Source organism: Klebsiella sp. ME-303, assembly GCF_007910085.1.
Lineage (GTDB): Bacteria > Pseudomonadota > Gammaproteobacteria > Enterobacterales > Enterobacteriaceae > Klebsiella > Klebsiella michiganensis.
The window spans coordinates 211,826-231,905 of sequence record NZ_VOJB01000057.1 but is presented as its reverse complement, the minus strand read 5'-3'; the positions used below and the strand labels follow the sequence as shown (position 1 = coordinate 231,905).

Annotated in this window: 19 protein-coding genes; 9 read left to right on the top strand and 10 right to left on the bottom strand. The window is 55.6% G+C overall.

Features of this window, described 5'->3' with window-relative positions; genetic code table 11:
- Positions 1-6: 6 nt before the first annotated feature.
- From minE to minC, 3 genes are read right to left on the bottom strand one after another with little or no spacing between them, the layout of a single operon-like run.
- On the bottom strand, positions 7-276 hold the full coding sequence (gene minE, locus FQK12_RS04475; protein ID WP_002910902.1) for a cell division topological specificity factor MinE: 270 nt from the start codon (positions 274-276) through the stop codon (positions 7-9).
- Positions 277-279: 3 nt separating this feature from the next.
- Positions 280-1,092 carry a septum site-determining protein MinD gene (minD, locus tag FQK12_RS04470; protein WP_004103267.1) on the bottom strand — a complete coding sequence of 271 codons (813 nt, stop codon included), beginning with the start codon at positions 1,090-1,092 and terminating at the stop codon, positions 280-282.
- Between the two features lie 23 nt (positions 1,093-1,115).
- The gene (gene minC / locus FQK12_RS04465; RefSeq protein WP_004852000.1) at positions 1,116-1,814 is read right to left on the bottom strand and encodes a septum site-determining protein MinC; all 699 of its coding nucleotides are present in this window, start codon (positions 1,812-1,814) and stop codon (positions 1,116-1,118) included.
- A 126-nt stretch (positions 1,815-1,940) separates the two neighbouring features.
- On the opposite strand from minC, the gene FQK12_RS04460 reads away from it, so the two are divergent.
- The 3 genes from FQK12_RS04460 to FQK12_RS04450 all read left to right on the top strand — a co-directional run bounded on the left by FQK12_RS04460 (position 1,941) and on the right by FQK12_RS04450 (position 3,440).
- A complete protein-coding gene (locus tag FQK12_RS04460) occupies positions 1,941-2,222 on the top strand; it encodes a YcgL domain-containing protein (protein ID WP_004138522.1) in 282 nt (93 codons plus the stop codon).
- A gap of 17 nt (positions 2,223-2,239) precedes the next feature.
- Positions 2,240-2,899 (top strand): fumarylacetoacetate hydrolase family protein, encoded by a 660-nt coding sequence (locus FQK12_RS04455; RefSeq protein ID WP_004851997.1) that lies wholly within the window; start codon positions 2,240-2,242, stop codon positions 2,897-2,899.
- 94 nt (positions 2,900-2,993) lie between these two features.
- On the top strand, positions 2,994-3,440 hold the full coding sequence (locus tag FQK12_RS04450; protein WP_004851995.1) for a YcgN family cysteine cluster protein: 447 nt from the start codon (positions 2,994-2,996) through the stop codon (positions 3,438-3,440).
- 8 nt (positions 3,441-3,448) lie between these two features.
- On the opposite strand, the gene FQK12_RS04445 is transcribed toward FQK12_RS04450, so the two are convergent.
- From FQK12_RS04445 to nhaB, 3 genes are all read right to left on the bottom strand, one after another.
- Positions 3,449-3,793 carry a DUF1971 domain-containing protein gene (locus FQK12_RS04445; RefSeq protein ID WP_004103255.1) on the bottom strand — a complete coding sequence of 115 codons (345 nt, stop codon included), beginning with the start codon at positions 3,791-3,793 and terminating at the stop codon, positions 3,449-3,451.
- Positions 3,794-3,909: 116 nt separating this feature from the next.
- Complete coding sequence (gene dsbB, locus FQK12_RS04440; RefSeq protein WP_014229804.1) at positions 3,910-4,440, bottom strand: disulfide bond formation protein DsbB; 531 nt, start codon at positions 4,438-4,440, stop codon at positions 3,910-3,912.
- A 128-nt stretch (positions 4,441-4,568) separates the two neighbouring features.
- On the bottom strand, positions 4,569-6,122 hold the full coding sequence (gene nhaB / locus FQK12_RS04435; protein ID WP_014229803.1) for a sodium/proton antiporter NhaB: 1,554 nt from the start codon (positions 6,120-6,122) through the stop codon (positions 4,569-4,571).
- 245 nt (positions 6,123-6,367) lie between these two features.
- Here nhaB and fadR point away from each other — a divergent pair, with 245 nt between their 5' ends.
- Complete coding sequence (fadR, locus tag FQK12_RS04430) at positions 6,368-7,087, top strand: fatty acid metabolism transcriptional regulator FadR (protein WP_014229802.1); 720 nt, start codon at positions 6,368-6,370, stop codon at positions 7,085-7,087.
- Positions 7,088-7,147: 60 nt separating this feature from the next.
- On the opposite strand, the gene FQK12_RS04425 is transcribed toward fadR, so the two are convergent.
- Positions 7,148-8,680 (bottom strand): SpoVR family protein, encoded by a 1,533-nt coding sequence (locus tag FQK12_RS04425; RefSeq protein WP_004138526.1) that lies wholly within the window; start codon positions 8,678-8,680, stop codon positions 7,148-7,150.
- Positions 8,681-9,001: 321 nt separating this feature from the next.
- Between FQK12_RS04425 and FQK12_RS04420 the strand changes: the two genes are divergently transcribed.
- Together FQK12_RS04420 and dadX are read left to right on the top strand one after the other, a co-directional pair.
- Positions 9,002-10,300 (top strand): D-amino acid dehydrogenase, encoded by a 1,299-nt coding sequence (locus FQK12_RS04420; protein WP_014229801.1) that lies wholly within the window; start codon positions 9,002-9,004, stop codon positions 10,298-10,300.
- A gap of 12 nt (positions 10,301-10,312) precedes the next feature.
- On the top strand, positions 10,313-11,383 hold the full coding sequence (gene dadX, locus FQK12_RS04415) for a catabolic alanine racemase DadX (RefSeq protein ID WP_014229800.1): 1,071 nt from the start codon (positions 10,313-10,315) through the stop codon (positions 11,381-11,383).
- A gap of 16 nt (positions 11,384-11,399) precedes the next feature.
- Here the strand turns inward: dadX and FQK12_RS04410 are convergent, their stop codons facing one another.
- Both FQK12_RS04410 and ldcA read right to left on the bottom strand, forming a co-directional pair.
- Positions 11,400-13,133: a potassium/proton antiporter gene (locus tag FQK12_RS04410; RefSeq protein WP_004851981.1), complete on the bottom strand. Its 1,734-nt coding sequence runs from the start codon at positions 13,131-13,133 to the stop codon at positions 11,400-11,402.
- A 92-nt stretch (positions 13,134-13,225) separates the two neighbouring features.
- Positions 13,226-14,140, bottom strand: a complete 915-nt coding sequence (ldcA, locus tag FQK12_RS04405; RefSeq protein ID WP_014229799.1) for a muramoyltetrapeptide carboxypeptidase — start codon at positions 14,138-14,140, stop codon at positions 13,226-13,228.
- A 95-nt stretch (positions 14,141-14,235) separates the two neighbouring features.
- On the opposite strand from ldcA, the gene emtA reads away from it, so the two are divergent.
- The gene (gene emtA, locus FQK12_RS04400) at positions 14,236-14,847 is read left to right on the top strand and encodes a membrane-bound lytic murein transglycosylase EmtA (RefSeq protein WP_009651970.1); all 612 of its coding nucleotides are present in this window, start codon (positions 14,236-14,238) and stop codon (positions 14,845-14,847) included.
- 104 nt (positions 14,848-14,951) lie between these two features.
- On the opposite strand, the gene FQK12_RS04395 is transcribed toward emtA, so the two are convergent.
- Positions 14,952-16,700, bottom strand: a complete 1,749-nt coding sequence (locus FQK12_RS04395) for an alpha,alpha-trehalase (RefSeq protein ID WP_014229798.1) — start codon at positions 16,698-16,700, stop codon at positions 14,952-14,954.
- A 518-nt stretch (positions 16,701-17,218) separates the two neighbouring features.
- On the opposite strand from FQK12_RS04395, the gene FQK12_RS04390 reads away from it, so the two are divergent.
- Positions 17,219-18,577 carry a glycoside-pentoside-hexuronide (GPH):cation symporter gene (locus FQK12_RS04390; protein WP_014229797.1) on the top strand — a complete coding sequence of 453 codons (1,359 nt, stop codon included), beginning with the start codon at positions 17,219-17,221 and terminating at the stop codon, positions 18,575-18,577.
- 102 nt (positions 18,578-18,679) lie between these two features.
- A complete protein-coding gene (locus FQK12_RS04385; protein ID WP_014229796.1) occupies positions 18,680-20,071 on the top strand; it encodes a carbohydrate porin in 1,392 nt (463 codons plus the stop codon).
- The last annotated feature ends 9 nt before the right edge of the window (positions 20,072-20,080 follow it).

The following is a 20,080-nucleotide window of genomic DNA, read 5'->3' as shown; positions in this document are numbered from 1 at the left end:
TCAGGCTCAGGACTTCGACTCTTCAGTTTCCGGCAGGGTCACGTTCAGCTCCAGAATCGAAATATCACCGTCCCTCTGCTCCAGCTGTACGCTGACCATTTCCGGGTCGATTTGCACATACTTGCAAATCACTTCGAGAATGTCTTTGCGCAGCTGCGGAAGATAGTGCGGTTCAGCGTCGCCGCGGCGGCGCTCCGCGACGATAATTTGCAGGCGCTCTTTCGCAATGTTGGCCGTGTTCTTTTTCCGCGAGAGAAAAAAGTCGAGTAATGCCATAATTTATCCTCCGAACAGGCGTTTGAGGAAACCTTTCTTCTCTTCTTCTACGAAGCGGAAAGGGCGTTCTTCTCCGAGCAGACGTTCAACGGTATCGGCATAGGCTTTACCCGCATCCGAGGCGTCATCCAGAATAACCGGTTCGCCCTGGTTAGACGCGCGCAGCACGGACTGATCTTCCGGAATCACGCCCACCAAATTGATGCGCAGAATTTCCAGCACGTCTTCCATGCTCAGCATGTCACCTTTGTTTACGCGGCCTGGGTTATAGCGCGTCAGCAGCAGATGCTCTTTAATCGGATCTTCGCCCCTTTCCGCGCGGCGGGATTTGGAGGCCAGGATGCCGAGGATACGGTCGGAGTCGCGAACGGAGGAGACTTCCGGGTTGGTGGTGATGATGGCTTCATCAGCGAAGTACAGCGCCATCAGCGCACCGGTTTCGATGCCTGCAGGGGAGTCACAGACGATAAAATCAAAATCCATTTTTTTCAGTTCTTCGAGAACTTTGTCTACGCCTTCGCGGGTCAGGGCGTCTTTGTCACGCGTCTGGGAGGCCGGAAGGATGTAGAGGTTCTCCGTGCGCTTGTCTTTAATCAGCGCCTGGTTCAACGTGGCATCGCCCTGGATGACGTTGACGAAGTCATAAACGACCCGGCGTTCACAGCCCATGATTAGATCGAGGTTACGCAGGCCGATGTCGAAGTCGATAACGACCGTTTTCTTTCCCTTCTGGGCCAAACCAGTAGCGATGGCCGCGCTGGAGGTGGTCTTGCCAACGCCTCCTTTACCCGAAGTCACAACAATAATGCGTGCCATAGAAATTCCTTGTTAAAAAGGGATTAATTCAACGATTGAATCGTCAAAGCGCTGTCGTCTAAACGTAGACGGGCCGCTTTGCCATAAAATTCGGCCGGAATGTTATCACTCAGCCAGTATTCCCCGGCGATGGAAACCAGTTCCGCCGAGAGGTTGCTGCAAAATATTTGGGCGTCTCTGTCGCCGCCGGCGCCGGCAAGCGCACGTCCCCGCATCATGCCATATACATGGATATTACCATCGGCAATAAGTTCAGCCCCGGCACTCACATGGTTTGTAACAATTAGATCACAGTGTGGCGCATAAATACGCTGACCGGAACGTACCGGCTGATCGATCAAGCGCGTTTTTGTGATCTGATTAACAGCTGGCGGCGGGGCAACGGGTTCTGGCGCGGCCTGACGGGTAATTTTTTCTTTCCCTTCGGTTAATAAAGGGATCCCGGCGCGGTCAATTTCGGTTTTCAGCCGAGGAAGTTTACATCCGCTTACGCCCATAATACGCAGACCGGTAGCCGCGATAGCCTCATGAAGAGGGCGCCAGTCGACGTCATCTTCAATGCTGCTGATATTCACCACCACGGGGGCATGACGTAAAAAGGCGGGAGCCTGGGCGATTTTGTCTTCTAACGCCTGACGAATAACCTCGGGATTTGCATCGTGCAAATGAATCACAGATAAGGTGAAGCTACTGCCCTTAAGTTCGATTGGCGTATTTGACATCCTGGCCTTACTCAATTTGCTGTTTATCACTCGCTGAAGTGCGGTGATATTCCGAAGACTAAAAGGCATGTTATAGTCACTCATATATAGAGGCAAGTGACCACAGGTCTAATTCCGAGTAAAACTATGTTTTGTGTGATCTATCGAAGTACTAAACGTGAGCAAACCTATTTATATGTCGAAAAAAAGGACGATTTCTCCCGCGTTCCTGACGAATTAATGTATAGCTTCGGTACGCCTAAACTGGCAATGATTTTACCGCTCGATGGGCGAAAAAAACTCATCCACGCCGATTTGGATAAAGTGAAACAGGCGCTGGCCGATCAGGGCTATTACCTTCAGCTCCCTCCTCCGTCTGAAAATTTACTCAAGAAACACCTGGCGGAACAGGGGAATAAATCTGATTAACCCACAGAGGGAAAACAATGTACCAACATCATAACTGGCAGGGTGCGCTACTGGATTATCCGGTAAGCAAAGTGGTGTGCGTGGGCAGCAACTACGCAAAACACATCAAGGAGATGGGCAGTGCGACGCCGGAAGAGCCGGTGCTGTTTATTAAACCTGAGACGGCGCTATGCGATATCCGCCAGCCGTTGGTGCTTCCTGAGGGGCTGGGGTCGGTGCACCACGAGGTTGAGCTGGCGGTGCTGATTGGCGGCACGCTGCGTCAGGCGACGGACGATCATGTGCTCAAAGCCATCGCCGGCTATGGCGTGGCGCTGGACCTCACCCTGCGCGATCTGCAGGGCAAAATGAAAAAAGCCGGGCAGCCGTGGGAAAAGGCGAAAGGCTTTGATAACTCCTGCCCGATTTCGGGGTTTATTCCCGCCGGCGAATTTCACGGCGACGCGCAGAATACGCCGCTGAGCCTGAAGGTAAACGGCGAGGTGCGCCAGCAGGGCACGACGGCCGACATGATTCATAAAATTGTGCCGCTGATCGCCTATATGTCGCGCTTCTTCACCCTGAAAGCCGGTGATGTGGTGCTGACCGGCACCCCGGAAGGCGTGGGGCCGCTCGCCAGCGGCGACGAGCTGGAAGTCGGTTTTAACGGGTTTTCGCTGACCACCCGCGTGCTGTAACGACCGCTTGCCGCCTTCTCCGGGCGGCAAAACTTGCATCGGCGTGCCAGACTGGTTATAAGGTGCACCCTGAACTGCAATGACGGACATCCCAATGAGCGAACAACCTTTCTGGCAACACAAAACACTGGATGAAATGAGCGATGCGGAGTGGGAATCACTTTGCGACGGCTGCGGACAGTGCTGCCTGCATAAGCTGATGGATGAGGATACCGACGAAATCTACTTCACCAACGTCGCCTGCCGTCAGCTTAATATCAAAACCTGCCAGTGCCGTAACTATGAGCGCCGTTTCGAATATGAACCGGACTGCATTAAGCTCACCCGCGACAACCTGCCTACGTTTGAATGGCTGCCGCCGACCTGCGCCTATCGTCTGCTGGCGGAAGGTCAACCGCTGCCGCACTGGCACCCGCTGTTAACCGGTTCGAAGGCGGCGATGCATGGCGAACGCATCTCGGTTCGCCATATTGCTGTGAAAGAATCCACGGTGGTTGACTGGCAGGATCATATCCTGAATAAACCAGACTGGGCGCAGTAGGCGCTCAGTTAGCCTTTCTTCGCGTGAAATAGCCCGCTTTCACCGTCGGCGTCATCTGCAACCCAAAAGTTAATATTGAACTGCGCGTCGTCGCTAAGCTCAATGCGGTGCCAGTACTGCGGCGGGCTGGTCGCGAACTGTCCGGCGTTGATAACGACTTTTGCTTCAGGCTCTGTCGCCTGTTCGTCGGCGAAACCATAATAGGTTACCGTACCTTCCATCACGCAAAGCTGGCCGAAAACACCCGCAGCGGTGTTGTGGTGCGTCAGCAGAGCGGCAGGGACGTTCTGTTTGGTAAAGAATGGGGTGGAGCGTTTTACCTTCCAGCTAGCGGGAATACGCAAATGAGACATCATGTGCTCCTTAGTTAACATCGATAAGTTGCATTTAATATGCAACTTTATGTGACCGACGTCAACGTGCAGGCAAAAAAAACGCTCCCGGAGGAGCGCTTTATCAGCAATCGTTCTTAGCGACCAAACAGATCGCGCTTTTTAGGTTTAAACGGCTGTGCGATAAGCACCAGCGCGCCGACAACCAGATAGGCGGCGAAGATCCCGACCAGCCACTGCGGCATTTCCAGCGTCAGGAATTCCCACTGGCGTACGGAGCAGTCACCGGTGGCGACAAATACCTGAGGCAGCCATTTATCCAGCGGCAGCCACGTGGGGAAACGAGCGGCGAAATCGCAGGTCTGGAAGGGGGATGGGTGAAGCTGAATCATGGTGTGTTCCCATGCCAGCTGCAGTCCGCGCAGGGCGCTGTAGAGCCAGATAATAATCGCCACATAGCGCAGAGGCGATTTTGGCGCAATGGCGCCGACAATACCGGCACCCATAATGCCAAAAAGCGCGCAGCGTTCGTAAATACAGAGTACGCAGGGTTGCAGCAGCATGACGTGCTGGAACCACAAAGCAACCAATTCAAGAACAAACGCGGTAAGCGCCATCAGGAGCCAGGCACCGCGTCCCCTTGAGCACTGGTTTAAATATCGCAACATAATCATTTCCCTGGAACATGCTAAATCATGGCAGTGTAAACGAAAACCGATGCGACGCCAGCAGCTAGTCTGAAAATATTACGTAAGCGAATATGGAATACCCGGATTTTTGATCCGGGTATTGCTTTTTATTTCAGCAGCTGAGGCGTCACCAGCCAACCCTGCTCCAGCATCCACTGGGTCGCCGGCATCAAGGTAAACTCGACGCACGCCAGGCCCACCAGGGTCAGGACGAGAGTATACGGCAGCGCCATCCACACCATACGGCCATAGGAGAGGCGAATCAGCGGGGCCAGCGCGGAGGTGAGCAGGAACAGAAACGCGGCCTGACCGTTCGGCGTGGCGACGGATGGCAGGTTAGTACCGGTATTAATGGCCACCGCCAGCAGCTCAAACTGCGGCAGGCCGATCGTCCCATGCTCCAGGGCCGCTTTCACTTCGTTGATGTACACGGTGCCGACGAAGACGTTATCCGAAATCGATGATAGCAGGCCGTTAAACAGATAGAACAGCGACAGCTGGGCGTGCGGCGAGGCCTGGAGAACAAATTCGATCACCGGGGCAAACAGGTGCTGATCGATGATCACCGCCACGACGGCAAAAAAGACCGTCAGCAGCGCGGTAAACGGCAGCGCTTCGGTAAACGCTTTGCCGATGGCGTGTTCGTCGGTGACGCCGGAAAAAGTCGTTGCCAGAACGATGACCGACAGGCCAATCAGGCCGACTTCCGCCAGATGCAGCGCCAGCGCGACGATCAGCCAGACGCCGATAATCCCCTGGGCGATAAGGCGCAGGCGATCCTGGCGGCTGCGGCTCTGACGGCTACGATCGTCAAACTCCTGCAGCACTTTGCGCACCGTTGGCGGCAGCGGTTCGCCGTAGCCAAACAGGCGGAATTTCTCCAGCAGCAGGCAGGTGAGCAGGCCGCATACCAGCACCGGTAAGCTTACCGGCAGCATGCGCATGAAGAATTCACCGAAGTGCCAGCCCGCGGCTTTGGCGATAATCAGGTTCTGCGGCTCGCCGACCATCGTCATTACGCCGCCGAGCGCGGTGCCGACCCCGGCGTGCATCATCAGGCTGCGCAAGAAGCCGCGAAACTGCTCCAGAACATCGCGATAGTGCTGCTCGATATGGCTGTCGTCGAGCATGTTGTCATCGTCCGGCCGCGCCGAAGCGGCTTTGTGATAAATACCGTAGAAGCCAACGGCTACGCTGATCACGACGGCGACAACGGTCAACGCGTCGAGGAAGGCGGAGAGGAAAGCGGACGCGACGCAAAACGCCAGCGACAGCAGCATCTTGCTGCGAATGCCGAGCAGCAAACGGGTGAAGATGAACAGCAGCAGCTGCTTCATGAAGTAGATACCCGCCACCATAAACATCAGCAGCAGCAGGACTTCAAGATTACTGGCCACTTCTTCGCGAATATGCCCGGGCGTGGTCATACCGATAAATACCGCTTCAATAGCCAGCAGGCCGCCCGGCAGCAGCGGATAACATTTAAGCGCCATCGCCAGGGTGAAGATAAATTCGATAACCAGCAGCCATCCGGCAATAAACGGATGAAGATAAAAGACCAGCGGATTAACGATCAAGAAAATGATGAGAGTGAGTTTGTACCAGTCCGGGGACTGACCAAGAAAGTTGCGCCACAGGGCGCGGCCATACGACATTTCCACGACAGACATCCTTTCTCCGTCAAATTCTGAAACATGATTTTATGCGTAACTATACGCAAGATTACCAGTTGCGCAAAACGAGACGCAACTTTCTTCGCATCACGTTCTTTAGCCACAGAAAGTGTGAAATGAAAAGTTGAAAATGAAACGGCGATCCCTTTTTAATTACTTTCTGGCGCTATCTGCCTTATGGTCGCTCTGGTATGATGAGTCGAATAGCAACGCTGTGTAATGGAAATCTTATTATGGTCATTAAGGCGCAAAGCCCTGCGGGTTTCGCTGAAGAGTACATCATTGAAAGTATCTGGAATAACCGCTTCCCTCCTGGTTCAATTCTTCCCGCTGAACGTGAACTTTCTGAACTGATTGGTGTTACCCGTACAACCTTACGTGAAGTGTTGCAGCGTCTGGCCCGCGATGGCTGGTTAACTATTCAGCACGGTAAGCCTACCAGGGTGAACAACTTCTGGGAAACGTCAGGTCTGAATATTCTCGAAACCCTCGCGCGTCTCGATCACGACAGCGTTCCGCAGCTGATTGATAATCTGCTGTCCGTGCGTACCAATATTTCGACTATTTTTATCCGCACCGCTTTCCGTCAGCACCCGGATAAAGCGCTGGAGGTTCTGGCGAGCGCGCGTGAAATTGAAGACCACGCCGATGCGTTTGCCGAGCTGGATTATAATATCTTCCGCGGTCTGGCCTTTGCTTCAGGTAACCCCATCTACGGCCTGATCCTCAACGGGATGAAAGGTCTGTACACCCGCATAGGTCGTCACTATTTTGCCAACCCGGAAGCGCGTAGCCTGGCGCTCGGCTTCTATCATCAGCTGGCGAAAGTATGTGAAGAAGGGCTTCATGAACAGGTTTATGAAATCGTTCGCCGCTACGGGCATGACAGCGGGGAGATTTGGCATCGTATGCAGAAGAATTTGCCGGGTGACCTGGCGATTAATATGCGCTAGACCCCGCCCACGAATAAACAACGCCCGGTTCTGTCACCGGGCGTTTTGCTTTTTTACGCGCTACAGCGGATTGGGCCGCGGCGGCGTGCGTTCCAGCAGCTCAACGCTACCATCGGCGTTTTGCTGCTCCAGAAGAACGTCAAATCCCCACAGGCGGTGGACGTGCTTCAGCACCTCGCGGCGGCCTTTATCCAGCGGCACGCGGTTGTGCGGCACGTAGCGCAGGGTGAGCGAACGGTCGCCGCGCAGATCCACATTCCATACCTGAATGTTCGGCTCGAGGTTGCTCAGGTTGTACTGCGCTGAAAGCTTCGAACGAATCTCACGATATCCCTCTTCATTATGAATGGCGGATATTTCCAGATAGTTGTTGTGATCGTCATCGAGCACGGTAAAGAAGCGGAAATCGCGCATGATTTTCGGCGACAGGAACTGGCTGATAAAGCTTTCATCCTTGAAGTCGCGCATGGCGAAGTGCAGGGTTTCGAGCCAGTCGGATCCGGCAATATCCGGGAACCAGTACCTGTCCTCTTCCGTCGGCGACTGACAAATACGTTTGATATCCTGGAACATGGCAAAACCCAGCGCATAGGGGTTAATGCCGCTGTACCACTGGCTGTTATAGGGCGGCTGGAACACCACGTTGGTGTGGCTGTGCAGAAACTCCAGCATAAAGCGCTCGGTGACTTTTCCTTCATCATAAAGATGATTCAGGATGGTGTAGTGCCAGAAGGTCGCCCAGCCTTCGTTCATCACCTGAGTCTGCTTCTGTGGATAAAAATACTGGCTGACCTTACGCACGATACGCAGGATCTCACGCTGCCATGGCTCCAGCAGGGGCGCGTTTTTCTCCATAAAGTAGAGCAGGTTTTCCTGCGGCTCAGACGGATAGCGGCGCGCCGCTTCAATGGTCTTTTCCTCTTCGCGCTTCGGCAGGGTGCGCCACAGCATATTCACCTGGCTTTGCAGATACTCTTCCCGGCTTTTTTGCCGCGCCTTTTCCTCCTGCAGCGAGATTTTCTGCGGGCGTTTATAGCGGTCAACGCCGTAGTTCATCAAGGCGTGGCAGGAGTCGAGCAGCTTCTCGACTTCATCAACGCCGTAGCGCTCTTCACATTCGGTGATGTATTTACGCGCGAAGATGAGATAGTCGATGATGGAGCTGGCGTCGGTCCAGCTGCGAAAGAGGTAGTTATTTTTGAAAAACGAGTTGTGCCCGTAGCAGGCGTGCGCCATCACCAGCGCCTGCATGGTGATGGTGTTCTCTTCCATCAAATAGGCGATACAGGGGTTGGAGTTAATGACGATTTCATAGGCCAGCCCCTGTTGCCCGTGCTTATAGGCCTGTTCGGTCTCAATGAATTTTTTACCAAACGACCAGTGCGGATAGTTAATCGGCATCCCGACGCTGGAGTAGGCATCCATCATCTGTTCGGAAGTAATGACTTCGATTTGGTGCGGATAGGTGTCAAGACGATACAGCTTCGCCACCCGATCGACTTCTGCCAGATAGGTTTCCAGCAGCTCAAAAGTCCAGTCGGGTCCATCGCTTAAACGGGTTGTGTCCTTGTTCATGGAATCAATCGTAGCCATTAGCGCGCCCTCGTTGTTGATGGTTCTCTCTGTACGGAAAACCTCTTAACAAGCATAGAACACGGCGTCGCAAACTGCGTGCATCCACATTTTCTTTTCTTCGCGATTTCACAATCTTATAGGCGTTTTTTTGCGGTTTAAACAGGATTTTATTCTGTAGAAAAATGAGGCGCAGCAGGAGATGGTAAACCGACGGGGGCAGAGCTGGCGCAGAACCCTGTGAGATAAGTCACCATAAATAAAGCGTATGTTGAATAATATTTTCATCTGAGTTATCAATTTGTAATCAGATGATTGTTCTTTAACGATTACGGAGCCGCTATGCGCGTCGTCATACTGGGAAGTGGGGTAGTTGGAGTCGCTAGCGCCTGGTACTTAAGCCAGGCAGGACATGAAGTGACGGTTATCGATCGTCAGCCGGGGCCGGCCGAAGAGACCAGCGCCGCTAACGCCGGGCAGATCTCTCCCGGCTACGCTGCGCCGTGGGCGGCGCCGGGCGTACCGTTGAAGGCGATTAAGTGGATGTTCCAGCGCCACGCGCCGCTGGCTATCGGGCTGGATGGCACGCCGTTCCAACTGAAATGGATGTGGCAGATGCTGCGCAACTGCGACACTCGCCACTATATGGAAAACAAAGGACGTATGGTGCGCCTGGCGGAGTACAGCCGCGACTGCCTGAAGGCGCTGCGCGAGAGCACCGGTATCCAGTATGAAGGCCGGCAGGGCGGCACGCTGCAGCTTTTCCGCACCGACAAGCAGTTCGAAAACGCGACCCGCGATATCGCGGTACTGCAGGAGGCGGGCGTGCCTTACCAGCTGCTGGAGGCAAACCGCCTGCTGGACGTTGAACCGGCGCTGGCGGAAGTGAGCCATAAACTGACGGGCGGTTTACGTTTACCCAATGATGAAACCGGCGACTGCCAGCTTTTCACCACGCGTCTGGCCCTGATGGCGGAACAGGCGGGCGTGACTTTCCGTTTTAATACACCGGTGGATGAACTGCTCTATGAAGGGGATCTCATCTCCGGCGTGAAGTGCGGCGCTGAAATCATCAAAGCCGACGCTTACGTGATGGCATTCGGTTCATATTCGACGGCCATGCTGAAAGGGCTGGTGGATATTCCGGTCTACCCGCTGAAAGGCTATTCGCTGACGATTCCGATCGCGCAAGAAGACGGCGCGCCGGTTTCGACTATCCTTGATGAAACCTACAAAATCGCCATCACCCGTTTCGACAGGCGTATTCGCGTTGGCGGAATGGCGGAAATTGTTGGATTTAATAAAGAACTGCTGCAGCCGCGGCGTGAAACCCTGGAGATGGTGGTGCGCGATCTGTTCCCGCGCGGCGGCCACGTTGAACAGGCAACCTTCTGGACCGGACTGCGTCCGATGACCCCGGACGGTACGCCGGTGGTGGGCCGCACGGCGTATAAAAATCTGTGGCTCAACACCGGCCACGGCACGCTGGGATGGACCATGGCCTGCGGTTCAGGCCAGCTGATCAGCGATCTGATCTCCGGGCGTACGCCGGCGATCCCGTATGACGATCTTGCCGTCGCCCGCTACGGCCGCGGCTTTACGCCGGCCCGCGCTCAGCATCTGCATGGCGTTCACAATTAACAAGGAGCTTTCATGTCTCGTCCTGTAAAGGCCAGCATTGATATGTCAGCCTTACGCCAGAATCAACACATTGTTCGCCGCGCGGCGCCCGGCTCGCGCCTGTGGGCGGTGGTCAAAGCCAATGCTTATGGCCACGGCCTGGCAAGGGTCTGGAACGCGCTGAGCGCCGCGGACGGTTTCGCGATGCTCAATCTTGAAGAGGCGATCCTGCTGCGCGAGCTCGGCTGGAAAGGGCCGATACTGATGCTGGAAGGTTTCTTCCATGCCGATGAGCTGGCGCTGTTTGATAAATACCGATTGACTACCAGCGTGCACAGTAACTGGCAAATCAAGGCGCTGCAGCAGGCGAAGCTGCACGCGCCCCTCGATATTTACGTCAAGGTGAATAGCGGGATGAATCGGCTGGGTTTTATGCCGGACCGTTTGCACATCGTCTGGCAGCAGCTGCGAGCGCTCGGTAACGTCAGCGAAATGACGTTAATGTCGCATTTCGCCGAAGCGGAAAACCCGGACGGCATTGTCGAGCCGATGCGGCGCATTGAGCAGGCGGCGGAAGGGCTGGATTGCCCGCGCTCGCTGGCGAACTCGGCGGCAACCTTGTGGCATCCGGAGTCGCATTTTAACTGGGTGAGGCCGGGGATCGTGCTGTACGGCGCCTCGCCTTCCGGCCTGTGGCAGGACGTGGCCAACACCGGGCTGAAACCGGTGATGACGCTAAGCAGCGAAATTATTGCCGTACAGAACCTGAAAGCCGGTGAAGCGGTCGGCTACGGCGCAACCTGGCGCACGGCGGAGGAGCGGCGTATCGGCATCGTTGCCTGCGGCTATGCCGATGGCTATCCGCGGCTGGCGCCGAGCGGTACGCCGGTGCTGGTTGACGGCGTACGCACCGTGACGGTCGGGCGCATCTCAATGGATATGCTGGCCGTGGATTTAACCCCATGCCCGCAGGCAGGGATCGGCGCGCCGGTTGAGCTGTGGGGCAAAGAGATCAAAATTGACGATGTCGCGGCCGCCTGCGGCACCGTCGGATATGAATTAATGTGCGCGCTCGCGCCGCGCGTACCGGTTGTGACGGTGTAACTTAGCCTGAGGCGGATCACTCCGCCTCATCTTCCGCCATCCGTACGCCGACCCGCAGTACGTGATCCTCTTCTTTTTCCGCCACCGTCCACACCATCCCGGCAAATTCCACCTGGTCGCCGACCACCGGGGCGGCGCCTAACAGGTGCTGTATGACGTCACCCAGCGACTGCTGGCGATCGCGAAACTCTTCTCCCCCGTCAATGCCGTAAATCTGCGCGACGTCGGCAAATCTGGCGCTGGCATCGAGGATAAAATCACCGAAGAAGCGCTGATCCAGCGCCACCGGCGGCGACTGGCTGAACAGTTTACCCAGCGCGGGCAGGTCACGTTCGCGGCCAATCACGCAGAGAATATCGCCTTCCAGCAGCCGGGTACTGCCGGTAGGGTGCAGGAGTACGTTGTCGCGAAACAGCGCGGCAATCCGCGTCTCCGGCGGCATATGCAGGTCGCGCAGCGCCGCGCCGACGCACCATTTTTCGGCGCTAAGCTGGTACACGAACTGCTCCCACGGGTTTTCCGGATGGATATCCAGCCCGACGCGGGAGATGGGCGAGCCGACCGGCGGCACCACCACTTTGGCTTTCTTCGCCGCCCAGGAGAGCGAGGTCCCCTGTAACAGCAGCGAGACCAGCACCACGAAGAAGGCCACGTTAAAGAACAACCGCGCATTCTCCAGGCCCGCCATCATCGGGAAGACGGCGAGAATAATCGGCACCGCGCCGCGCAGGCCCACCCAGCTGATAAATATCCGCTCGCGCAGGTTGAAGCCGCGAAACGGCAGCAGACCGGCAAACACCGACAGCGGACGGGCGATAAAGATCATCCACATCGACAGAATGAGCGCCGGGATGGCGATAGGCCACAGGTCGGACGGGGTGACCAGCAGGCCGAGCACCAGGAACATGGCGATCTGCGCCAGCCACGCCAGGCCGTCGAAGTTTTGCAGGATACCGTGGCGGTTGCGAATCGGCCGGTTGCCGAGCAGGAATCCGCACAGGTAGACCGCGAGGATGCCGCTGCCGTCCAGCGAGGTGGTGGCGGCGAAAATCATGATCCCGCCGCTCAGCGCCAGCAGAGGATAAAGCCCGGCCGGCAGCACAATGCGATTAATCATCTGCAGCAGCAGATAGCCGCCGCCGAGGCCGATAGCGATACCCAACCCGAACTGCTGCACGATATGCACCGCGAACATCCAGCTCAGGCCGGTCTCGTGCTGCTGAATCATCTCGATAAGGGTAATGGTCAGGAACACCGCCATCGGATCGTTGCTGCCGGATTCAATTTCCAGCGTCGAGCCGACGCGTTCGTTCAGCCCTTTACCGCCGAGGAGTGAGAACACCGCCGCGGCATCGGTTGAGCCGACGATAGCGCCGATCAGCAGCCCTTCAATCAGGTTGAGATGAAACAGCCAGGCCGCCATCAGTCCGGTCAGGGCCGAGGTGATTAGCACCCCGACCGTGGCGAGCGAGAGGGCGGGCCACAGCGCCACGCGAAAAGAGCTGGCCTGAGTGCGCATCCCGCCGTCAAGCAGGATAACCGCCAGCGCCAGGTTGCTCACCATGTAGGCGAAAGGGTAGTTGTCAAACGGAATGCCGCCGATACCGTCAATGCCCGCCAGCATCCCAATCGCCAGGAAGATAACCAGAATCGGGATGCCGAGGCGTGAGGAAAAGGAACTTAATAAAATACTACAGGTTACTAAAACAGAACCCAGGATAAACAGACTAATGACCGCAGCGGCGTCCAATGTTGACGTACTCCTTACCGGCGTGAAGATAAATTAAAAACTACACCATTTTAACAATCTGACGCCGATCGGGATATGCGTTAGAGGAATTTTTATTCCGCCAGAACCGGGTGGCCGCTGATGCTTAACGTGGTGATGGATGCGTTGTTTACCAGCAATGCTCTGGCGCCAAGCGGCAGGGTGACCGTACGCTGCTCGTGACCGAAATCCAGGCCGCTGATGACCGGAATGTTAAGCTGCTGGCGAAGGTAGTCGTATACCATAGGCAGATCGTATCCGGCATCGTAGTCGTTGGCGTTTGCGCCGGTAAAACTGCCGAGGATAATCGCCCGCTGGCGCGCGAGAATACCGCTGTTGAGCAGCTGTAATAGCATGCGTTCGACGCGGAACGGGTGTTCGTTAATATCTTCCACCACCAGAATTCCGTCGCTAATCTGCGGCATCCACGGGGTGCCGATAAGCGAGGTCAGCATCGCCAGGTTGCCGCCCCACAGCGTGCCGTCGGCGCGACAGTCCGGGCCTTCACCGTGCCATTCGAGCGTAAACGCCGGGTTGCGCAGCGCCTGCCAGAAATGGTGCTCGGTAAATTCGTTCAGCGTTTCAGCGCCGAAGTTTCCCGCCAGCATCGGCCCGCTAAAAGTGATTATGCTACCCTTTGCCAGCAGCCCCAGCTGGATGGCGGTGAAATCGCTGTGGCCGCAAATAAGCAGCGGATCCTGCTGCTGGCGCGCGATCAGCGCCTGCCAGTCAATCTGCGGCAGCAGGCGAGTCGCGCCGTAGCCGCCGCGTACCGCCAGCACGATGCGGTTTTTACCGGCGAGGGCGGCGAGCTGGTTGATATCGGCAAGGCGTTCATTCTCAGTTCCGGCAAAGCGCAGCGCCCGGCGGGGAATGACTTCCTGGTGTGCGACCTGGTGCCCGGCCTCCTGCAGACGCTGCACGCCGCGATACGCCGCTTCCTGGTTGATGCAGTAACCGGAAGGGGCGACGAGATAAAACTGAGACATGACAATTCCTTGCTAAGAATGAAAGGGTTATCATGCCGCCTGGAGCGTTTATTGTCATCTCCGTGCGGCAAACTTCAGCCAATAAGGATAGATGTGTGAAATTGAGATGGTGTGTTTTTTTATGTGTATTGTTGGCCGGTTGTAGTTCAAAACACGATTATCGTAACCCGCCGTGGAACCCGGAAGTCCCGGTTAAGCGGGCGATGCAGTGGATGCCAATCAGCGAAAAAGCCGGTGCGGCGTGGGGCGTCGATCCCCAGCTGATTACCGCCATCATCGCCATTGAGTCCGGCGGTAACCCGACGGTGGTCAGCAAATCCGGCGCGGTTGGCCTGATGCAGCTGAAGCCCTCGACCTCCGGTCGCGATGTTTACCGGCGGATGGGCTGGAGCGGGGATCCTTCGGTGAGCGAGCTGAAGAATCCCGAGCGCAATATTTCGATGGGGGCGGCCTACCTCAGCATCCTCGAAAACGGTCCGCTGGCGGGGATTAAAGACCCGCAGGTGATGCGCTATGCGGTGGTGGTCTCCTATGCCAACGGCGCGGGCGCGCTGCTGCGGACATTCTCGTCCAATCGCCAGGATGCGATTGAAGAGATTAACGATATGGACGCCGATGATTTCTTTGAGCACGTGGTGAAAAAGCATCCGGCACCGCAGGCGCCGCGCTATATCTGGAAGCTGCAGAAGGCGCTGGACGCCATGTAAAGGGCGCTCCCCGCAGGTTCAACTTGCCGGGGAGCCGTCGGCCCGGCCGATTCTGGAACTGCAAATTGATAAAGACGCGCGGCGGGCCCCCGCCGCGCGGAGGTTTACGGCGCGACTTTTTTCTCCTCTACCGCAGCCGGCTGCTGAGCGGCAGGCTGCGCCGAGACGTCCGCCGCTTTGCCGTTGTCGTCATTTGCCGCCGGTCGCGCGGTGGGGACGGAGTCACACGGCTTCTCTTTCGGACACACCAGGTCCAGCATCTTCAGGGTGACGCCGTTGGTCCAGCCAAAGCCGTCCTGTAGCGGATACTCTCCGCCACCGCCGCCTGTTCCGGTCGAGCTGACATCATATTTTTCCACCAGCTTCTGTTCGCTGTTGTAGGTGTGCTGAACGTTGCTGAGGAACCGCCAGCTCACCTCCATTGCGATTTTCTGCTGGCCATACTTTTGCAGGCCTTCAGCGGCGACCCACTGCAGCGGCGCCCAGCCGTTCGGCGCATCCCACTGCTGGCCGCTATTGACGGTCGTGGTGGTCAGGCCGCCGGGCTTGAGCAGTCGCGCTTCGGTGGCGGCGGCGACCTTCGCGGCGCGTTCGCTGGACGCGGCGTTAACGTACAGCGGGAACAGCGCCGCGGCGGTCAGCTGATTGCGCACCTTATGACTTTTCAGATCGTAATCGGCGTACCAGCCCTCTTTATCGTTCCACAGATATTTCTCCAGCGCTTTCTGACGGGCGTTGGCTAAGGCGTCATACTGCGCGGATTTAGCGCTATCCCCTGCCGCTTTACTGGCGCGGGCGATGGCTTTTTCCATGTGGAACATCAGCGAGTTCAGATCGACCGGAACAATCGAGGTGGTGCGGATGGTGCCGAGCTGCTGCGGGTTATCCATCCAGCGGGAGCTGAAGTCCCAGCCGGATGCCGCGGCGGAGCGCAGATCGCGGTAGATTTCCGTGGCCGGTCGGTTGGGATTGTTTTTGGCGGTCGTGACGTCGTCCAGCCAGGATTCCGGACGCGGCGTGTCGTTATCGTCCCAGTAGCGGTTGAGCAGGGCGCCGTCGGCCATCCGCACCACGCGCTTACTGGCGCTGCCGGGCTCAAGCGCCTCAGCGCCATCCATCCAGTACTGGTACTCTTTCTCCATTTGCGGCAGCCATTTTTTGAGCGCTTCATCGCCCTCGTGCGTGGCCAGCAGTTCAACCATAAACGGGAAGAACGGCGGCTGCGAGCGGCTCAGATAGTAGGTGCGGTTGCCGTTGGGTATATGGCCCCAGGCGTCGATCTCCGCGGCGAAGTTGGTCACCATATCTTCAATTTTATCCCAGTGGCCGCTCTCAGCCAGGCCGAGCATGGTGAAGTAGCTGTCCCAGTAATAGACTTCGCGAAAGCGTCCGCCGGGCACCACGTAGGGCTTTGGCAGCGGCAGCAGCGAATCCCATTTTTCGACGTCGACGGTACTGCGGGTCAGTACGGGCCATAATCCGTTGATATGCTGGCGCAGCGTTTGTCCTTTTGGCGGAACGTACTGGTCGTTTTCGCGAGGCAGGGTAAAGTTGAGTTCGACGAAGTGCCGCAAATCAAAGCTGGTCTGGCTTTTCTGCATACGATAATCGGCAAGGATCATCAGCGGGTCGCCGTTCGGAATGGCGTCAGCAAACGTTTTCTGGTCAGAAAAAAGTTTCGCGCTTTGCACATCGTTAAATAGCGGACCGAGCAGGATATCGGGTGATTGCGGGGTGGGACGGGTTTCTTCAGCCTGAGCCGTCAACGTCGCCAGGGCGACAAACGCGCCCCCTAGCGCCAGACGAAGAGCAAAAGGCAGGGTAGCGGGGCGACGGGAAACGGGACTCGTCATAGATTGTTCTCCTTATCATTGCAGACTATGTGCCACTGCATTCGGCCATCAGAAAACCTTAGACGAATATCCGCCGCTGCGCGTGTCCGAGGTAACATTTTACGTGAAAACAGAGTATTTACCGCCCACTGGCCGGCAGCCAACCGGCACTATTGTGCTAAGCACAATATTATAATCTTAATCATATGAAACTGGCATGATGTTATTTGTGTTATGAATGTTTTTGCGCAAATAAAAAACACCGTTCAATAGTAATGCCAGTAAATAGAAAACGGAACTGATGTTTATCTGTGACAATAATGGTCATATTTATCGCCTTTTAAAAATTGCGCAAAGGATGAAAACCTGTGATCTGTCAGACAGAATTCCCGGGATTAATATGACTGAAGGCTGACAGGATCACATAAATTAAAAAACATAAATAATTAATTAAAAAACATAATGGCGCCCGCATAGCGGATAAGTAAAAAATGCAGACATTACAGAAACCGGTTTCATTTTGCATAAAGGAGTGGTGTATGTCTGCTGGCGACAAAATTTCTGTCAGAGAGAAAATAGGCTATAGCCTGGGGGACGCGGCCAGTCACATTGTATTTGACTCGTCCGTGGCTATTCTGGCTTATTTTTATACCGATATTTATGGCCTGCCGCCCGCCGTGATGGGGACGATGTTTTTGCTGGTTCGTCTGCTGGATGCGATTACCGATCCGATTATGGGCGCGATTGCTGACGCCACCTCAACCCGCTGGGGCCGTTTCCGCCCCTGGCTGCTGGCGATCTGCGTCCCCTTTGCGGTGAGCTGCGTGCTGGTGTATTCCATTCCCTCTTTCTCCGACTCCGGAAAAATTGCCTACGCCGTGGCGGCTTATATATTTATGACCCTGATGTATACGGCGATTAATATTCCTTACTGCTCGCTGGGCGCGGCGCTGACCTCCGATCCGCGCGAAAGCCTCTCGCTGCAGTCCTGGCGTTTCGCTATCACCCCAATCGGCGGCGCGCTCGGTACCGCGTTTATTTTACCGCTGGCTGACTTTCTCTATCCCGGCGACCGCGCGACCGGCATTCAGGTCTCGATGGCCCTGTTTGGCGTTATCGGCTGCCTGATGTTTATCACCTGCTTCGCCACCACCAAAGAGCGCGTGCAGCCGATTAAAGAAGAGAACCTGAACGTAGCGCGGGACGTGAAAATACTGTTTCGTAACGATCAGTGGCGTATTCTTTCCGTTTACAATTTTATGATGCTGGTCGCCGTAGTGATTCGCGGTGGCGCCGTCGTCTACTATGTGAATAGCGTGCTGCATAAAGGCGCCGACGTGATAACGATATTCATGCTCGGCGGGATGTTTGCCTCCATGCTGGGTTCGGTGCTGGCCAAGCCCTTCGGGACGCGTTTTTGTAAGGTCCGACTCTCTTTCTGGATTAACCTGCTCACCGCCGCGCTGGGCGTGGTCTGCTTTATCGTTCCGGTGCAATTCTGGATTGCGGTGCTCGGCGTGCATATTCTGATTTCTATTATTCAGGGCGGCAACGGCGCGCTGCAGTGGTCGATGATTACCGACGTGAATAACTATGGCGAATGGAAAACCCAGCGGCGTATTACCGGTATGAACGTTGCGGCAAATATCTTTGTTATCAAGCTGGGCGTCGCCGTTGGCGGGGCGATCCTCGGCTGGATATTGGCCTATTACCATTACGCCGCTAACACCGCGGTGCAGCCAGCTTCAGCGGTGCAGGGCGTGGTGCTGTTGTTCACCCTGGTTCCTTCTGTTTTTTATGTTATTACCGCCGTCTCTATTAAATTCTACGGCTTAACGGAAAAGAGAATGAACGGCATCGTCGATGATTTAAACCACGGAACCTTCGCTGAATCCTGATTATTCAACACCGTATTTAAAGGGCTGTACAGACTATTTCTCTGGATAGCCCTGGTTTTACCCTGGATGAAACAAATAATAATGTAATTAGGGATGTTAATAATGAAAGTAAAGTATATAGCTCTGGTTATTAGTGGCCTGTTCTCCTCTGGCCTTTGGGCAGCGACAAATAATGCTCCTGCGGATATTGAAAAGCGTTTAGCGCAGCTGGAACAGCGCTTAATAAATGCTGAGCAACGGGCGGCCGATGCGGAAGCGAAAATTCAGACCTTAACCCGGCAGCAGGCCGCTGTGGCGAAAAGTACGCCAACCGTAAAAGTGGAATCCGCCGAGCCCGTCGCACCGGGCGCGGAGCCGACGAAACTGACGCTGTCCGGCTACGGGGATATCAAATTTTATGGCGATGTGGAATTCAATATGGATGGCGCCAGCAGCAGCGGTAGCCTGACTTCGGTAAAAACCACGGCGAATAAAGATTGGGCGCCGGGCAATAACGAACGCTGGGATATTAATGGCCGCCTGCTGCTAGGTTTTGACGGTATGCGCAAAATGGATAACCGCAGCTTTGCCGGTTTTTCCGTCCAGCCGCTGGCTGACCTGAACGGCAAAATGAATCTTGATGATGCGGTATTCTTTTTTGGCCAGGAGAACGACTGGAAGGTGAAGGTCGGCCGTTTCGAAGCCTACGATATGTTCCCGCTGAATCAGGATACGTTCGTGGAATACTCCGGGAACACCGCCAACGATCTCTACAGCGACGGCTACGGCTATATCTACATGATGAAGGAAGGGCGCGGCCGCAGCAGCAGCGGCGGCAACTTCCTGATGAGCAAAACCCTTGATAACTGGTATTTTGAACTCAATACCCTGCTGGAAAACGGCAGCACGCTGTTCCAGGACCAGCAGTATCACGGTACTGAACTGGAAAATGAGAAAAATGTCGCCTATTTACGCCCGGTTATTGCGTGGAACAGCGGACGCTTCTCCACCGCCATCGCCATGGAGAGCAACGTGGTGAATAACGCCTATGGCTATCACGATGCGAAAGGGCGCTGGGTCGACCAGTCCAGCCGCACCGGCTATGGCTATACGATGACGTGGAACGGGCAAAAAACCGATCCGCTGGATGGCGTGGTGACCAACCTTAACGTCGCTTATATGGATGCCGAAGATGAAACCGACTTTACCGCCGGGGTGAACTCCCTGTGGCACGGTGTTGAGCTGGGCTACATTTACGCGCATAACAAGATTGAAAGCTTTAATACCGCTAACTTTATCGCTAACTGCGACGATAACTGCTGGATCGCCGATCCGGGAAAATATGATATCCACACCATTCATGCGTCGTATCTGTTTCCGAACGTGATGAATATGAAGAACTTCAACATCTATCTGGGCGCCTACGCATCCTGGATTGAATCCCACCCGAACAACGGCGACGGCCAGGAAGACTCCCGCTACGGCGGCCGGCTGCGCTTCAAGTATTTCTTCTGAGCACAGCGG

Coding starts and splice junctions, on each gene's coding strand:
- minE (WP_002910902.1), bottom strand. CDS start 276: ATGGCATTACTCGACTTTTTTCTCTCGCGGAAAAAGAACACGGCCAAC.
- minD (WP_004103267.1), bottom strand. CDS start 1,092: ATGGCACGCATTATTGTTGTGACTTCGGGTAAAGGAGGCGTTGGCAAG.
- minC (WP_004852000.1), bottom strand. CDS start 1,814: ATGTCAAATACGCCAATCGAACTTAAGGGCAGTAGCTTCACCTTATCT.
- FQK12_RS04460 (WP_004138522.1), top strand. CDS start 1,941: ATGTTTTGTGTGATCTATCGAAGTACTAAACGTGAGCAAACCTATTTA.
- FQK12_RS04455 (WP_004851997.1), top strand. CDS start 2,240: ATGTACCAACATCATAACTGGCAGGGTGCGCTACTGGATTATCCGGTA.
- FQK12_RS04450 (WP_004851995.1), top strand. CDS start 2,994: ATGAGCGAACAACCTTTCTGGCAACACAAAACACTGGATGAAATGAGC.
- FQK12_RS04445 (WP_004103255.1), bottom strand. CDS start 3,793: ATGTCTCATTTGCGTATTCCCGCTAGCTGGAAGGTAAAACGCTCCACC.
- dsbB (WP_014229804.1), bottom strand. CDS start 4,440: ATGTTGCGATATTTAAACCAGTGCTCAAGGGGACGCGGTGCCTGGCTC.
- fadR (WP_014229802.1), top strand. CDS start 6,368: ATGGTCATTAAGGCGCAAAGCCCTGCGGGTTTCGCTGAAGAGTACATC.
- FQK12_RS04425 (WP_004138526.1), bottom strand. CDS start 8,680: ATGGCTACGATTGATTCCATGAACAAGGACACAACCCGTTTAAGCGAT.
- FQK12_RS04420 (WP_014229801.1), top strand. CDS start 9,002: ATGCGCGTCGTCATACTGGGAAGTGGGGTAGTTGGAGTCGCTAGCGCC.
- dadX (WP_014229800.1), top strand. CDS start 10,313: ATGTCTCGTCCTGTAAAGGCCAGCATTGATATGTCAGCCTTACGCCAG.
- ldcA (WP_014229799.1), bottom strand. CDS start 14,140: ATGTCTCAGTTTTATCTCGTCGCCCCTTCCGGTTACTGCATCAACCAG.
- FQK12_RS04395 (WP_014229798.1), bottom strand. CDS start 16,700: ATGACGAGTCCCGTTTCCCGTCGCCCCGCTACCCTGCCTTTTGCTCTT.
- FQK12_RS04390 (WP_014229797.1), top strand. CDS start 17,219: ATGTCTGCTGGCGACAAAATTTCTGTCAGAGAGAAAATAGGCTATAGC.
- FQK12_RS04385 (WP_014229796.1), top strand. CDS start 18,680: ATGAAAGTAAAGTATATAGCTCTGGTTATTAGTGGCCTGTTCTCCTCT.